The organism is Streptomyces caniferus, from assembly GCF_009811555.1.
GTDB classification, from domain to species: domain Bacteria; phylum Actinomycetota; class Actinomycetes; order Streptomycetales; family Streptomycetaceae; genus Streptomyces; species Streptomyces caniferus.
Window position 1 is genome coordinate 2,677,013 of the sequence record NZ_BLIN01000005.1, and the last position, 13,845, is coordinate 2,690,857.

A 13,845-nucleotide genomic window follows, 5' to 3' on the forward strand; every position below is an offset into this window, starting at 1 on the left:
TCCGTGAGTGACGTTCCCGCCTCGTGCCCGGCGTTCTCATGTGCCCGAGCGGCGCTCCCGTCCCCCCGAGCAGCACTCGCACGCCCGGTCGCGGACGTATCGGGCATCTCCGGCTTCTCGGACACCCCCTCCCGGCCACGAGCGCACCGCCCCACCGTGACGCACCCCACAATCCCCCGAAGGTTGCAGCGGATCATCGCGATATGGATCACAGACATAAGCGCCACTGATCACTTCACGAAAGGGCGTTTCCCCAGCAAGGAGCGGGTATACGGCCACCTGCGCGGTCGTCCGCGCACTGTCCGTGATGATCCGGTCTGCCCCTATGGTCGACCTTTGCCCGCCGCTCCACGGCGGGCTTTGGCCCGCCGCTCCGTGGTGGGCGGAGTCATGTTGTCGTCCAAAGAGAGCGCAGGCGAGCGAGCACGTGCCGACGCAGTCCCACGTCGCCCCCGGGCCCCGTACCCCCGTCGGCAGCAGTGCCGATCCCGCATCCGATCCGCAGCCGGAACAGGCAGCGGAGCCGGCGCAGCAGACCTCGGGCGAGGTGACCGTCGTCGACCCCACGATGGTCAAGCGTGCCGTGTCGGCGGCCGCGCTCGGCAATGCGATGGAGTGGTTCGACTTCGGCGTGTACAGCTACATCGCGGTCACCCTCGGACACGTCTTCTTCCCGTCCGGGAATCCGACCGCGCAGTTGCTGTCGACGTTCGGAGCGTTCGCGGCGGCGTTCCTGGTCCGCCCCATCGGCGGCATGGTCTTCGGGCCGCTCGGTGACCGCATCGGACGGCAGAAGATCCTCGCGATCACCATGATCATGATGGCCGCGGGCACCTTCGCCATCGGCCTGATCCCGTCCTACGCCTCCATCGGCGTCGGGGCGCCCATCCTGCTGCTCGTCGCCCGCCTGGTGCAGGGCTTCTCCACCGGTGGTGAATACGGCGGAGCCTCCACCTTCATCGCCGAGTACGCGCCCGACAAGAAGCGCGGATTCCTCGGCAGCTGGCTGGAGTTCGGCACCCTGGCCGGCTACGTCGGCGGTGCCGGCCTGGTCACGCTGATGACCGCGCTGCTGTCCACCGAGGACATGACCTCCTGGGGCTGGCGCATCCCGTTCCTGATCGCCGGACCGATGGGCATCATCGGCCTCTACCTGCGGATGCGGCTCGAGGAGACCCCGGCCTTCGCCCAGTTGGAGAAGGAAGCCCGGACGAAGGAGAAGGTGCGCCGCGAGGCCGAGAAGCGGATCGGCGTCCGCGAGATGATCTTCGGTCAGTGGCGGTCGATGCTGCTGTGCATCGGCCTGGTCCTGGTCTTCAACGTCACCGACTACATGCTGCTGTCGTACATGCCGAGCTACCTCACCTCGGAGCTGAAGTACGACGAGACGCACGGGCTGCTGGTCGTGCTCGCGGTGATGGTCCTGATGATGGGCGTCCAGCCGTTCGCGGGCCGGCTCACCGACCGCTTCGGCCGCCGCCCGGTCATCGGCGCGGGCTGCGTCGGCTTCCTGGTGCTGTCCGTGCCGGCCCTGCTGCTGATCCGTCAGGGGTCGCTGGCCGCCATCGCGGTCGGCATGGCCGCCCTCGGCCTGCTGCTGGTCACCTTCACCGCGGCGATGCCGTCCACGCTGCCCGCGCTGTTCCCGACCCGGGTGCGCTACGGCTCGCTGTCGATCGGCTTCAACGTCTCCGTGTCGCTCTTCGGCGGGACGACGCCGCTGGTGGTCACCGCCCTGATCGGCGCGACCGGCAACAAGATGATGCCCGCCTACTACATGATGGCGGCGGCCGTGATCGGCGGCATCGCCGTCCTGCTGATGTCGGAGAGCGCCCGCAAGCCGCTGCCCGGCTCCCCGCCGGCCGTCGAGACCGAGGCGGAGGCGGACGAGGTGCTGAAGGCGGCGCGCCGCCCGGCCACGGCCGGTTCGACGGCCTGACCCGCAGCCCCACCCCTGCCCGAGTACGCCGAGGGCCCGGCCGGAAGTCTCCGGCCGGGCCCTCGGCGTTCCCGCCCCAGGACGCGCGCCGCGGGGTATCGCCCTCAGGCGGCGTCGCGGTGGGCCGCCCCAGCGCTCGCCGGCGTCCGCCGACTCCCCTTCGGGGCTGCTTCGGCACAGCGCGGAGTCCAGGGCGGGCCGTCGCACGGCCGGACGGTCAAGAGCGGAACCGGCCGTAGTGCCGTCGCCGTCTGTGTCCCTGCCGATCACAGGGACCGGCGGGCGGTGGGCGGGGGACGGGCGATGGACAACGGGGAACGGCCCATGGGCACGGTGACGGGCACGACTGCCGCGGTGCGTACCGCCACGGGGCGACGCCGGGCGCTGCTGGTGGTGTTGATGCTGCTGGCCGTGCAGCTGGTGTCGCTGGCCCGGCCGGCGTACGCCTGTGGCTGCGGGGCGATGGTGCACGACCCGAAGACGACCATGGCGGTGAACCGCGAGACCTCGGTGGTGCGGTGGGACGGGAAGTCCGAGCAGATCGTCATGAGCCTGACGGTGGACGGCACGGCGCCGGACGCCGCGTGGATCATGCCGGTGCCGCACCGGGCCTCGGTGCGGCTCGGCGACCCCGGGCTGTTCGACCGGCTCACCGCGCTGACCGCTCCGGCCGTGCGGACGCGCCACTACTTCTGGCCCCGGAACGGCGACTGGCCCCTCGACGGTGCGTCCGTCGGCGCCGCGGCACCCGCTCCCGGCGCCCGCGGCCCCGGAGTCGGGGTGGTCGGCCGCGAACGCCTGGGGCCCTTCGACGTCGCCCGGCTGACCGCCACCGACCCGGCGGCGCTGGGCAACTGGCTGAAATCCAACGGCTTCCAGCTCCCCGCTGCCCTCACGAGCGCGCTCCGCCCGTATGTGACCCAGCGATGGGAGTACGTGGCGATCCGGCTGGCCCCGGCCGAGGCGCACCGCCGTCTGACCGGGACCCTCGACCCGCTGCGGCTGTCCTTCGCCAGCGACCGCCTCGTCTACCCCATGCGACTCTCCCGCCTCGCCAAGACCCCGCAGTCGTTGGGGCTCTATGTGCTGGCGCCCCACCGGATGGAGCCGCGCAGCGCCCTCGGCGGCACGCGGCCCGAGGTCTTCTTCGCGGGCCGGATCACCCCCGAAGGAGCCCTGCGCGACCTCGCCGGTGCCCACCGGACCTTTCTGACCGCCCTCGACCAGCGCTTCCCGCAGCCGGAGCGGATCACCGGCGACCACGAACTCCGCCGCGCCGCCCACGACACCGCCTACCAGCGGGTCACCTACGAGGATGCGCTGCTGAAGGTGGGCGGCATCCCGGCCTGGATCCTGGCGGTGGGCGGCGTACAGGTGCTCCTGTCGGCGGCCGTCGTGCCGGCGCTCGCACTGCGCCGAAGCCGTGCCGGGACACCTCCGCCCGCGGTCCCGGTGCCGCCGACGCCGTGACGCACCCGGCGCGACCGGGCCGAACGCGCCCCGCCCCGGCCCCACTTCGGACAACGCCCCGACCCCACTCCGGGCCGCCCCCACGCCGGGCCGCCTCGAACCTGCCCCGGCCCCGCCCGGACCTGATGCGGATCCGCCTGCGCCCTGCCCCGGCCCCCGTCATCCCCCCGCGCCGGCCCGGCGGAACACACCCGGCGTGATACCGAAGCAGCGCACGAACCAGCGGTGGAAGTGCGCCTGGTCGGCGAAGCCCGCCTCGGTGGCGGCGTCCGACGTGGCCCGGCCCTCGACGAGGAGGGCGCGGGCGCGGCGCAGGCGCAGCAGCCGCTGGTAGTCGCTGGGCGCCATGCCGTACTCGCCGCGGAACGCCCGGTAGAGCGCGAACCGGCTGCATCCCGCGGCATCGGCGAGTTGCTGGGCGGTCAGCGGCTGGTCGTACGCCGCCCTCAGCAGATCGCGGGCCCGCCGGGCCGCCCCGGCCTGCGCTCCCACGGGGAGTTCGCTTTCTCCGGCCGCCGCGGCGGCCCCCCTGGCATTGCGCCGCACCATCGCTTCGACGGCCGCGGTCAGCCGCTCCTCCCGTACGAGGGGATCCGCCGCGCCGACGAGCGCCGGGTGCAGCCTGCGCAGCGCGCGGGCCAGCACCGGGTCGTCGACCACCGGCCGGTCGAACAGCGGCATGGCTCCCCGGCCGTCCGTCACATCGTCGAGCACGGCGCGTACGACGTCCGGGCCGATGTGCATGATCCGGTAGGTGAAGCCGAGTTCGACGGCGGACTCCCCGTCGTGCGGGTCGTCCGGGTTGAACGCCATCACCATGCCCGCCGCGCTGGTGTGCCCCGCACCTCGGCAGGTGAAGCGCTGGGCACCGCTCTCCGTCACCGCGAACGAATAGGCGTCGTGGCTGTGCGGGTGGAAGACATGGCCGACGAAGTGCGCATGCATCGCTTCCAGGGGCCGGTCCGGATCACGCCAGTAGCGCACCCAGTCCCCGCCCCGGTCCTGGTCGGGCTGCCTGCTCATGGCCCCAGTCTGCCGGGCCGCACCAGCGTTCAATACGGCAGTCCGGATGCCGGACGAGACTCCCCGTATGACGACTGCACCGACCACCACCGCGTCCCCCGTTACGGCGCCGGCCGCCCCCCGCTTCGCCACCAAGATCGCCGTGATCGTCCGGGAGGACCTCGCCGTCTGGCAGAAGCTGAACGTCACCGCGTTCCTCGCCAGCGGCATCGCACACGCCTCCGGCGACATCATGGGCAAGCCCTACGAGGACGCCGCCGGCCACGACTATCTGGCCCTGCTCCGCGAGCCGGTGCTGTGCTACACCGCCGACGCCGGTGCCCTGACCCGTACCCACACCCGCGCCCTCAGCCGCGCCGTCCCCACCGCCCTGTACACCGCCGACATGTTCACCACGGGCAACGACGACGACAACCGCGCGGCGGTGCGCGCGGTGCCCGCCGATGCCCTGGACCTCGTGGGACTCGCCGTCTACGGACCGCGCTCCACCATCGACAAGATCACCAAGGGCCTGAAACTGCACGGCTGACGGGGGCGGGTACCGGCGGGCGCCGGGCGGATCATGTCGGGCGCCGGCAGCGGTGAGGGCCGCACACCGTGCTGGTGTGCGGCCCTCGGTTCATGCCTTACGAGGTCCAGCCGCCGTACGGCACGGTGATCAGCTCCATCGCGTGGCCCGCCGGGTCCATGAAGTACACGCCGCGGCCGCCGTCGTGGTGGTTGATCGTGCCGGGCTGTTGCCGGCGGGGGTCGGCGTAGTGCTCGATGCCGCGCTGCCTGATCTGCGCGTACGCCGCATCGAACTCCGCTTCGGAGACCAGGAAGGCGTAGTGCTGGGGGGTGATCTTGTCCGCGGGGACGGTGGCGAAGTCCAGCGTGACGCCGTTGCTCAGGCCGACAGCGAGGAACGGGCCCCACTCCACGGTGATTTCCAGGCCGAGCAGGTGCGCGAAGAACTCCGCGGATTCCCGGTTGTCCCGGGCATGGACGATCGTGTGGTTCAACTCGACTGACAAGGAATGCCTCCGAGGGCATCTCCCGACACCTCCATGCCTCACCCGGCCGGTGACCGACACGCGATGTCGCCGTCGATCCTAATCGCCGGTGTCGCCGCGGGGCCGGCGAACGGCGATGCGGCCCCCGCAGCGAGCGGTCGGCCGGGTTCCCCCACCCCTTCCCCGTGCGCACGCCGGACCACAGGGGACGCTCGCGAGTGGCCCTCGCGTCGCGCGGACCGGCGATGTAAGAGACTGCTCCCAGGGAATCAAGATCAAGGCGCCGATCCGGCGTCCCTTCTGTGAGAGGTGTCATGTGCCCAGCGTGGTAAAGATCAACGTACTGACCGTTCCCGCCGAGCAGCGCGAGGTCCTGGAGAAGCGCTTCGCCTCCCGCGCCGGCACGGTGGACTCCTCGGACGGCTTCGAGTGGTTCGAGCTGCTGCGCCCCGTCGAGGGCACCGACCAGTACCTCGTCTACACCCGGTGGCGGGACGAGGAGTCGTTCCAGGCGTGGATGGAGGGCCCGATGAAGGCCGCGCACCAGCAGGGCGGCGGGGCCGAGGGCGGCGAGCGGCCCAAGCCCGCCGCGTCCGGTTCCACCCTGTGGTCGTTCGAGGTCGTGCAGCAGGCCGGCCCCAAGCAGGGCTGACCTCTCCGGCGGCGTCACTCGAAACCCGTTGCGCTGCGCGCCGTCCCGGCCGCCACAATGACGTCATGAGTGACGCCGCCACCCTCCGCCTCCCCTGGACCGTCTCCCCTGAGCCGGTGGGCTCGCCGGATGCGGAGGCGCTGCTGCGCGAGTACTACACCGAGGTGGCCGACCGGTACTTCGCCCTGCACGAGGGCCGCAGCTCGACGCCGGCGGAGATCGACGAGGGCGTCGCGGAGTACCCCAGCGCCGATCTGACGCCGCCGAACGGCGTGCTGCTGCTGGCCCGCCACGGCGAGACGGTGGCGGGCTGCGCCGGCGTGCGGATGCTGGACGCCCGGACCGCGGAGCTCAAGCAGATGTTCGTACGGGCCGGCCGGCGCGGCCTCGGCGGGGCGGGCGTGCTGCTCACGGCCGCCGAGCGGGCCGCTGCGCGGTGGGGCGCCGAGCGGGTCCGGCTGGACACCCGGCTGGATCTGGTGGAGGCCGTCGCGCTCTACCGGCGGCACGGCTTCGTGGAGATCGATCCGTACCACGAGGACCCGTACGCGGAGATCTTCTTCGAGAAGCGGCTGGGTGAGGGTGCGGGTTCGGCCGGCTGAGGTCCGGCTGCCGCCACCACCGACGTCGCCACCGCAACCCGGCCCGGCCCCCATCGCCCCCTTCCCCCTCCCCCTCCCCCTCACTTCGCCAGATCCGGCGGCCGTGGCGTGCGCGGAGGGATGCGGGGCAGCGGGCGGCGGGCGTCGCCGTTGTGGGGTTCCTCCGCGTCCGAGCCGCACAGTTCCGTCGTCAGCTCCCGCACGAGCGCGGTGAGGTCGGTGGGGCGGTCCTCGGTCCACCAGTCGCCGAGCATCTCCGCGAGCGACTGCTGACGGGCCGCGGAGAGCCGGTCGGCGGTCTCCCGTCCGTCGCCGGTGAGCCGGAGCAACAGCCCGTCGCGGGTGACGAGTCCGCGTTCCTCGATCTGCCGGATGCTCTCGGCGATCACCCCGAGCGGCACGGTACTGCGCTCGGCGAGCCGTGCCGGTTCCACCGAACCGCAGCGGTGGATGCGCAGGATCAGCCAGCCGGCGGCCGGTTTGAGGTCCAGTCCGGCCCGTGCGGTGATCTTCTCGTAGATGCGCTTACGGCCTTCGCTGCTGCCCAGTTTGGACAGTGCGCGGGCGCATTCATCGCGCGAGGACCGCTCGACGGGGTTGGAGGAGAGCACCTCACTGGTGTCGGGCGCGGTGACGCTGCTGCGCAGCGGCTCCTCCCGGAGGAACCAGGCCAGGGCGAACGCGACCAGGACGACCGGGACGGCGTAGAGGAAGACATCGGTGATCGAGTCGGCGTAGGCGTGGAGGACACCGGCCGCCTGCCCGGACGGCAGCCGGGCGACGGTCCGCGGATCCTCGGCGATCGTGGACGCGTCGACGCCCGGCGGCAGTTGCGCCCCGGCGACGGCGTCGGCGATCCGCGGCCGCAGGTGGTTGGTGAAGACCGTGCCGAAGAGGGAGACGCCGAACGAGCCGCCGATGGAGCGGAAGAACGTGGCGCCGGAGGTGGCGACGCCCAGGTCCTGGTAGGCGACGGCGTTCTGCGCGATGAGCACCAGCACCTGCATGACCAGGCCGAGTCCGAAGCCGAAGACGAAGAAGTACGCGCTCATCCCGGCGACGCCGCCGGCCGGGTCGAGCCGGTGCAGCAGCAGGAGTCCGAGCGCCACGATGCCGGTGCCGGCGATCGGGAAGATTTTGTAGTGGCCGGTGTGGCTGACGATCTGCCCGGACCCGGTGGAGGCCAGCAGCATGCCGCACACCATCGGCAGCATGTGCACACCGGACAGCGTCGGTGTCACTCCCTGCACGACCTGCAGAAACGTCGGCAGATACGTCATCGATCCGAACATGGCGAAACCGACGACGAAGCCGATGACGGCGGTCAGCGTGAAGGTCCGGCTCCGGAACAGCCGCAGCGGCAGGACGGGTTCGGCGGCCCGGCGCTCGACGACGAGGAACGCCCCCAGCAGCACGACGCCGAGGGCGCCGCATCCCACGATCTGCCAGGAGGACCAGGGGTAGGTCACGCCCCCGAGCGAGGTCATCAGGACGAAGCAGGCGGCGACCGCGGCGATCAGGGCGGTGCCCCGGTAGTCGATGCGGTGCGGGGTGCGGCGGCGCGGGATGTGCAGCACGGCGGCGATGACGGCGAGCGCGACGATGCCGACGGGGACGTTGATGTAGAACACCCAGCGCCAGGTGAGGTGGTCCACGAACAGCCCGCCGAGCAGCGGTCCGAGGACGCTGGTGCCGCCGAAGACGGCACCGAACAGGCCCTGGTACTTGCCGCGTTCGCGGGGCGGCACGATATCGCCGACGATCGCCATCGACAGCACGATCAGGCCGCCGCCGCCCAGCCCCTGGAGGGCCCGGAAGGCGATCAGCTCCCCGATGTCCTGCGCGATGCCACACAGCACCGAGCCGATCAGGAAGATCACGATGGCGGTCTGGAACAGCTTCTTGCGGCCGTACTGGTCACCGAGCTTGCCCCACAGCGGCGTCGCGGCCGTCGCGGCCAGGAGGTAGGCGGTGACCACCCAGGAGAGGTGGTCGAGGCCGCCGAGCTCGCTGACGATCGTGGGCAGCGCGGTGGCGACGATGGTCTGGTCGAGCGCCGCGATGAGCATGCCGAGCAACAGCGCGCCGATCGCGACGAGGACCGTCCGCCGGGACCGGTCCTCGCCCGGGACGGCAGGAGCGCTGGTGTCCTGCGCCATGGGCGTCTCCGTCTCCCTCTGTTCCGCCGGGCCGCCCTGTCCGTCGCGGACCGCCCTTCGGGCACCTTCCATCCTGGGCGGTCCGTCCGGATATGGCCCGCCGAACGGCGTTCGGCATCAGGGGCCGTTCAGGGGACACGCGGGGTATGCCGTACGGATGTCTTCGAGCGCCTGCGCGAACGGGTGCGCCCTCTGGATAATCGCTGCCGGTTCGATGCCTCCAGGGAGGGGACCGCTCGTGACGGCACCGACATGCCCGCACTGCTTCGCCCCCGTACGCGGCGACGGCCGGCCGACCTGCCTGTGTGCGGCGGTCGATGCGGACGACTTTGATCCGCTGCGCGTTCGGCCGTACGTGTCACTGCCCGGCGAGGACGACGACGTGGGCGACCCTGCGCGCGGCGACGCGCGGGATGCCGACGACGGGCCGGACGGCGGCTTCGTGGGCCGGGGCGACCTGCTGGACGACTTACCCGGGGTGGACGCGGCGGTGCACCGGGCCGACGACCCCTCGCCCGACGACCGCTCCGCCGCCGGTTCGCCCCGCTCGGCCGATCCGTTCCTCGCCGGACCGGTACCCGCCGATCCGTTCCTCGCCGGGCCGTTACCCGCCGGTCCGCCCCTGCCCGGTCCCTTTCTCCCCGGGCCGTCGCACGCCGCGGGCCCGGCTTCCGCCCCCGCCGCCCGCGGCCCCCTGTTCCCCGGAGCGCGGCGCCGCCCCGGCCCCACCTCCCGGACGTTCAGCGCCTCGGAGGAGGAGCCGGCCACCGGAACCCCGGTCTCCGCTCCCGGCCGCCGACGCGGCTTACCGGCCGTACTGGCGGCCGCCGGGGCCGCGGTGGCCGCCGCCGCGGTCCTGATCACCACCGATGCCCTGTCCGGCGGCACCCGGGACCGCGCCGCACCGCCCGACCACGGCGCCGCCTCCCCCAGCGCCGACGTCCCCACCGACGACGCCCCCACCCCCATCCGCAGCAGCGCCGCCCCCTCCCGCTCCGCGCCCCGCTCGCCGTCGCCGGCCGTGACCGGCGTCCCCGGCCCCACGACCGGCGTGAGGCTCTACCGGACCGAGGAGGCGCCCGCCCCCGCTCCCACCCGGGCATCCGGCAGCGTCACCCACTCCCCCGGCAGTCACAGCCCCAGCGCCCCGCCCACGGGTCCGATCGTGCTGCGCGAAGGAGCCACCGGCCCGGAAGTGGCCGAGCTGCAGGGGCGGTTGCGGCAACTGGCCCTCTACCCCGGCCCGGACGACGGCCACTACGGCGCACAGGTGCGGGCCGCCGTGTCCCGCTACCAGCACTCCTACGGGGTGACGGGCGACCCGGACGGCGTCTACGGCGCTCCGACCCGGACGTCCCTGGAGTCCCGCACCCACGAACCGTAGGGGCCGGCCGCGCACCGCAGGCACCGGCCGTGATCAGAAGATCCCGGCCGTGATCCGTCGCAGACGGCCTCCGACCGGTCCGCCCGGGCCGGGTTCCGATCCATCGGGTCCATTTCCGACCGGGCCCGATCACTACCCGGCTCGGTTCCGACCGATCCCGACTCCGACCTGGCCCGGTTCCGACCGCATCCCGCTCCGACCAGACCCGGTTCCGGCCTCCGCACACCCCTCCAGCAGGCCGCTGACCAGCACAGTTGTCGATTCCCGGTACGTTTTGTATCGTGAAGAAACAAAGTGGTTCCGCCCGCACTCCCTGACCGGCGGGCGGAGCCACTTGTTTTCTTCGCGCGATCCGCACCGTCCGCATACGGCACAGCGGCCGTATGCCCGTAGCGCCCAGGAGCCCGCCGATGCCGGCCACCACCACGCTCACCGCCCGCGCCCTGCTGCTGGACATGGACAGCACGATCGTGAACTCCGAGGCCGTCGTCGAGCGCTGCTGGCGCCGCTGGGCCGCCGAGCAGGAGCTGGACGCGGACGAGGTCCTCAAGGTCGTCCACGGCCGGCAGGGCTGGGCCACCATGGCCGCGCTGCTGCCGGACCGCCCGATGGAGCTCAACCTGGCGGACAACCGCCGGATGCTGGCGCAGGAGACCGCCGACATGGACGGCGTGGTGCCGGTCCCGGGCGCGCCCGCCTTCATGGCCGCACTCGCCACCGCCCCGCACGCCCTGGTGACCTCGGCCGACGTCCCGCTCTCCGACGCCCGGATGGGCGCGGCCGGGCTGCCCATGCCCGCCGTGCGGATCACCGCGGAGAGCGTGAGCGCCAGCAAGCCCGACCCGGAGGGCTTCCTCAAGGGCGCCGCCGAGCTGGGCCACGCGCCCGAGGACTGCCTGGTCTTCGAGGACTCCGAGGCGGGCATCGAGGCGGGCCGGGCGGCCGGTATGCGAGTGGTCGGCGTCGGCGACCGGGCCGCCGCGTTCGCGCCCACCGTGCAGGTACGCGACCTCACCGAGGTCCGGGTCGAGGTGCTGGCGGACGGCACGATCGCGGTGCACCTCACGGCCTGAGGCCCACGCCGGGTCGGGCCGCGGGGTGAGCGGTGCGCGCCCGCGCGGAGCGCCGCCCCTCACCCGACGGCCGCCCGTCCCGCGAGCGCCTCAGCCGGCGATCGCCTCGTACAGACTGAAGCCCGCGAGCAGCAGCATCACCCCCGCGGCGACCTTGGTGATGAGCTTCAGCGGCACGTACTTCATGAGCGTACGGCCGCCCAGGATGCCCAGGCCCGCCACCGCCCACAGGGCCAGCACGGCGCCCACGCCGACCGAGAGCGGGTCGTCGTAGCGGGCCGCGAGGTTGGCGGTCATGATCTGGGTCAGATCGCCGAACTCGGCGACCAGGATCATCATGAAGCCCGCCCCGGAGACCTTCCAGAAGCTCTGGTCGGCGGGCTTCTTCACCTCTTCCTCGTCGTCGCCCTTCCGGAACAGCAGCACGGCGGCGCCGGCCAGGAAGAGGACGCCGACCACCCCCTGGACCCAGCGGTGCGGGAGGAGCGTGAGCACGCTGCCGGCGGCGATGGCGAGCGCCACATGCACGAGGAAGGCCGCGGCGACGCCGACGAAGACGTACGAGGCGCGGTAGCGGGTGCCGAGCATCAGGCCGGCGAGGGCGGTCTTGTCGGGCAGTTCGGCGAGGAAGACGACGCCGAAGACGACGGCGGCGACGGTAAGGCTGAACACGGGGTGGGATACCTCGATCGGTCGGGCCGCACCAAAGGGGCCCGGGAAAGGGGTCGCTTCGGCACGGCAGCGTCAGACACTGCGGCCGAAGGTCTCGCTGGCGCGGTAGGGACACCTACCGCGCTCCGGGCGCCGGCTCCCCCGTCCCGTCCACGCGCGAGGCGCGCTCCACCGAGGTGGTGACGAGCGGGAGGGCAGTATGTCGACGGTCCGGCAGAGAGCTACTCCCCTTCTGCTGCCGTCCAGGGTACGCGGTGCAGCCGTCCGCGGGCGACCAGCTCCAGCACCGTCGCGCAGGCAGCCGCCTGCACCGCCAGCAGGGCCACCAGCACGAACAGCTGCACCGCACCCGCCTGCACGGGGGAGGCGCCGCCCAGCAGCATCCCGACGAACGCGCCGGGCAGTGTGACCAATCCCACGGTCCGGGTCTGGTCGAGCCCCGGCAGCAGGGCGTCCGAGGCGGCCGGGCGGGCGACCTCCATCCGCGCGTCGCGGTCCGGCAGCCCCAGCGCCAGGCCCGCCTCGAACTCGCCGCGCCGGGTCTCCAGCTCGTCCAGCGCCCGCCGCCCGCCCAGGACGGTGGCGGTCAGCGCGCCGCCGATCAGGATGCCCGCGACGGGGATCAGGGTGAGGCCGCGCGGCGGCACCAGGCCGGTGAGCAGCAGCAGGCCGACGACCGGGACGACCCCGGCGGCGATCGGCGCGGCGGCCCACCACCAGGTGCGGTTCTGGGTGATCCGGCGGCCGGCGGTCCGTACCGCCACCGCGAACATCAGCAGGAGGAAGCACAGCAGCCAGGGCAGGGCGTGCACCACCCAGCCGATGAGGTAGGAGACGGCGGCCAGTTGGGCGGCGGCGCGCAGTCCGGCGACGGCGATGGCCCGGGCATGGCCGAGGTGCGCCAGCGCGGCGACGGCCACGGCGGCGGCCAGCAGGACGGCGAGGACGACCCCGAGGGTGACGTTGACCGGCAGCAGCACGCGCTCACTGTAGGGCGGCAGCAGGGGCGCATGCGCGGGTGCGACTCAACCGGAGTGCCGTGATGCATTTATGGCGCTCCGTCAGCTCCCCTTGAACTGACGTGGGCATGTCGCCACTCTGTTACCTGGTGCCCATCCCGTGGAAACCCCACATCGTCACCATGGGCCCGCACCGCACGGCAACTTCCCCCCACATTCCGGGAGTTTCGATGAAAAAGGTCTACGCGCGTCGAGTTTCCCTCGCCGCGGGATCGGCCGCCGCGCTGGTCTGCACGCTGGTGCTCAGCGGCCAGTCCGCCCAGGCCGCACCGCCCAGCCCGCCGGACACGGCCACCGCACGGAAGTACCTCGCCGACATCAAGGAACAGGCCGAGGGCCCGCAGGACGGCTACAGCCGCGACAAGTTCCCGCACTGGATCGACCAGGACAAGAACTGCAACACCCGCGAGGTCGTGCTCAAGCGGGACGGCACGGACGTACAGCAGGACGGCAGCTGCGCGGCGGTGAGCGGCAAGTGGGTCTCCGCCTACGACGGCGCGACCTGGACCAAGGCCGCCGACCTGGACATCGACCACGTCGTACCGCTGTCGGAGGCCTGGAAGTCGGGCGCCGCACAGTGGACCACCGCGCGCCGCCAGGAGCTGGCCAACGACCTGACCCACTCCCAGCTGATCGCGGTCACCGACAACCTCAACCAGGAGAAGGGCGACAAGGACCCGGCGAAGTGGCTGCCGCCGAAGGCCTCGTACCACTGCGAGTACGCCCGGATGTGGGTGTCGGTGAAGCACGAGTACGGCATGACCGCGGACTCCGCGGAGAAGGCCGCCCTGAAGAAGATCCTGGACGGCTGCTGAGCGCGGCCTTCCGTGGGCTCCGCGGATGGCACGGATCCCTGG

Annotated in this window: 13 protein-coding genes; 8 read left to right on the top strand and 5 right to left on the bottom strand. The window is 72.5% G+C overall.

What is annotated here, in order from left to right; genetic code table 11:
- Positions 1–427: 427 nt before the first annotated feature.
- Together proP and Scani_RS28305 are read left to right on the top strand one after the other, a co-directional pair.
- A complete protein-coding gene (gene proP / locus Scani_RS28300) occupies positions 428–1,939 on the top strand; it encodes a glycine betaine/L-proline transporter ProP (protein WP_159480634.1) in 1,512 nt (503 codons plus the stop codon).
- 399 nt (positions 1,940–2,338) lie between these two features.
- Positions 2,339–3,409, top strand: coding sequence for a DUF2330 domain-containing protein (locus Scani_RS28305; RefSeq protein ID WP_159482423.1), 1,071 nt, complete (start codon positions 2,339–2,341; stop codon positions 3,407–3,409).
- 159 nt (positions 3,410–3,568) lie between these two features.
- On the opposite strand, the gene Scani_RS28310 is transcribed toward Scani_RS28305, so the two are convergent.
- Positions 3,569–4,432 carry an AraC family transcriptional regulator gene (locus Scani_RS28310; protein ID WP_159480635.1) on the bottom strand — a complete coding sequence of 288 codons (864 nt, stop codon included), beginning with the start codon at positions 4,430–4,432 and terminating at the stop codon, positions 3,569–3,571.
- 67 nt (positions 4,433–4,499) lie between these two features.
- Between Scani_RS28310 and Scani_RS28315 the strand changes: the two genes are divergently transcribed.
- Positions 4,500–4,961 (top strand): DUF2000 domain-containing protein, encoded by a 462-nt coding sequence (locus tag Scani_RS28315; RefSeq protein WP_159480636.1) that lies wholly within the window; start codon positions 4,500–4,502, stop codon positions 4,959–4,961.
- 97 nt (positions 4,962–5,058) lie between these two features.
- Here Scani_RS28315 and Scani_RS28320 read toward each other — a convergent pair whose 3' ends face one another.
- Positions 5,059–5,448 (bottom strand): VOC family protein, encoded by a 390-nt coding sequence (locus Scani_RS28320; protein ID WP_159480637.1) that lies wholly within the window; start codon positions 5,446–5,448, stop codon positions 5,059–5,061.
- A 295-nt stretch (positions 5,449–5,743) separates the two neighbouring features.
- Here Scani_RS28320 and Scani_RS28325 point away from each other — a divergent pair, with 295 nt between their 5' ends.
- Entirely contained in the window at positions 5,744–6,079 is a 336-nt protein-coding gene (locus tag Scani_RS28325; protein WP_159480638.1) for an antibiotic biosynthesis monooxygenase family protein, read from the top strand.
- Between the two features lie 65 nt (positions 6,080–6,144).
- A complete protein-coding gene (locus Scani_RS28330; RefSeq protein WP_159480639.1) occupies positions 6,145–6,681 on the top strand; it encodes a GNAT family N-acetyltransferase in 537 nt (178 codons plus the stop codon).
- A gap of 80 nt (positions 6,682–6,761) precedes the next feature.
- On the opposite strand, the gene Scani_RS28335 is transcribed toward Scani_RS28330, so the two are convergent.
- Entirely contained in the window at positions 6,762–8,840 is a 2,079-nt protein-coding gene (locus Scani_RS28335; protein ID WP_159480640.1) for an MFS transporter, read from the bottom strand.
- A gap of 238 nt (positions 8,841–9,078) precedes the next feature.
- On the opposite strand from Scani_RS28335, the gene Scani_RS41835 reads away from it, so the two are divergent.
- Both Scani_RS41835 and Scani_RS28345 read left to right on the top strand, forming a co-directional pair.
- Positions 9,079–10,224 carry a peptidoglycan-binding domain-containing protein gene (locus Scani_RS41835; protein WP_281392035.1) on the top strand — a complete coding sequence of 382 codons (1,146 nt, stop codon included), beginning with the start codon at positions 9,079–9,081 and terminating at the stop codon, positions 10,222–10,224.
- A 410-nt stretch (positions 10,225–10,634) separates the two neighbouring features.
- Positions 10,635–11,297, top strand: coding sequence for an HAD-IA family hydrolase (locus Scani_RS28345; RefSeq protein WP_159480642.1), 663 nt, complete (start codon positions 10,635–10,637; stop codon positions 11,295–11,297).
- Positions 11,298–11,387: 90 nt separating this feature from the next.
- On the opposite strand, the gene Scani_RS28350 is transcribed toward Scani_RS28345, so the two are convergent.
- On the bottom strand, positions 11,388–11,969 hold the full coding sequence (locus tag Scani_RS28350) for a TMEM165/GDT1 family protein (protein WP_159480643.1): 582 nt from the start codon (positions 11,967–11,969) through the stop codon (positions 11,388–11,390).
- 221 nt (positions 11,970–12,190) lie between these two features.
- Positions 12,191–12,949, bottom strand: coding sequence for an ABC transporter permease (locus Scani_RS28355; RefSeq protein WP_159480644.1), 759 nt, complete (start codon positions 12,947–12,949; stop codon positions 12,191–12,193).
- Between the two features lie 209 nt (positions 12,950–13,158).
- Between Scani_RS28355 and Scani_RS28360 the strand changes: the two genes are divergently transcribed.
- Positions 13,159–13,803, top strand: a complete 645-nt coding sequence (locus Scani_RS28360) for an HNH endonuclease family protein (RefSeq protein WP_159480645.1) — start codon at positions 13,159–13,161, stop codon at positions 13,801–13,803.
- The last annotated feature ends 42 nt before the right edge of the window (positions 13,804–13,845 follow it).

Excerpts from the sequence above, each read along its gene's own strand:
- Scani_RS28305 (WP_159482423.1), top strand. The coding sequence starts at position 2,339 with ATGCTGCTGGCCGTGCAGCTGGTGTCGCTGGCCCGGCCGGCGTACGCC.
- Scani_RS28310 (WP_159480635.1), bottom strand. The coding sequence starts at position 4,432 with ATGAGCAGGCAGCCCGACCAGGACCGGGGCGGGGACTGGGTGCGCTAC.
- Scani_RS28315 (WP_159480636.1), top strand. The coding sequence starts at position 4,500 with ATGACGACTGCACCGACCACCACCGCGTCCCCCGTTACGGCGCCGGCC.
- Scani_RS28330 (WP_159480639.1), top strand. The coding sequence starts at position 6,145 with ATGAGTGACGCCGCCACCCTCCGCCTCCCCTGGACCGTCTCCCCTGAG.
- Scani_RS28335 (WP_159480640.1), bottom strand. The coding sequence starts at position 8,840 with ATGGCGCAGGACACCAGCGCTCCTGCCGTCCCGGGCGAGGACCGGTCC.
- Scani_RS28345 (WP_159480642.1), top strand. The coding sequence starts at position 10,635 with ATGCCGGCCACCACCACGCTCACCGCCCGCGCCCTGCTGCTGGACATG.
- Scani_RS28360 (WP_159480645.1), top strand. The coding sequence starts at position 13,159 with ATGAAAAAGGTCTACGCGCGTCGAGTTTCCCTCGCCGCGGGATCGGCC.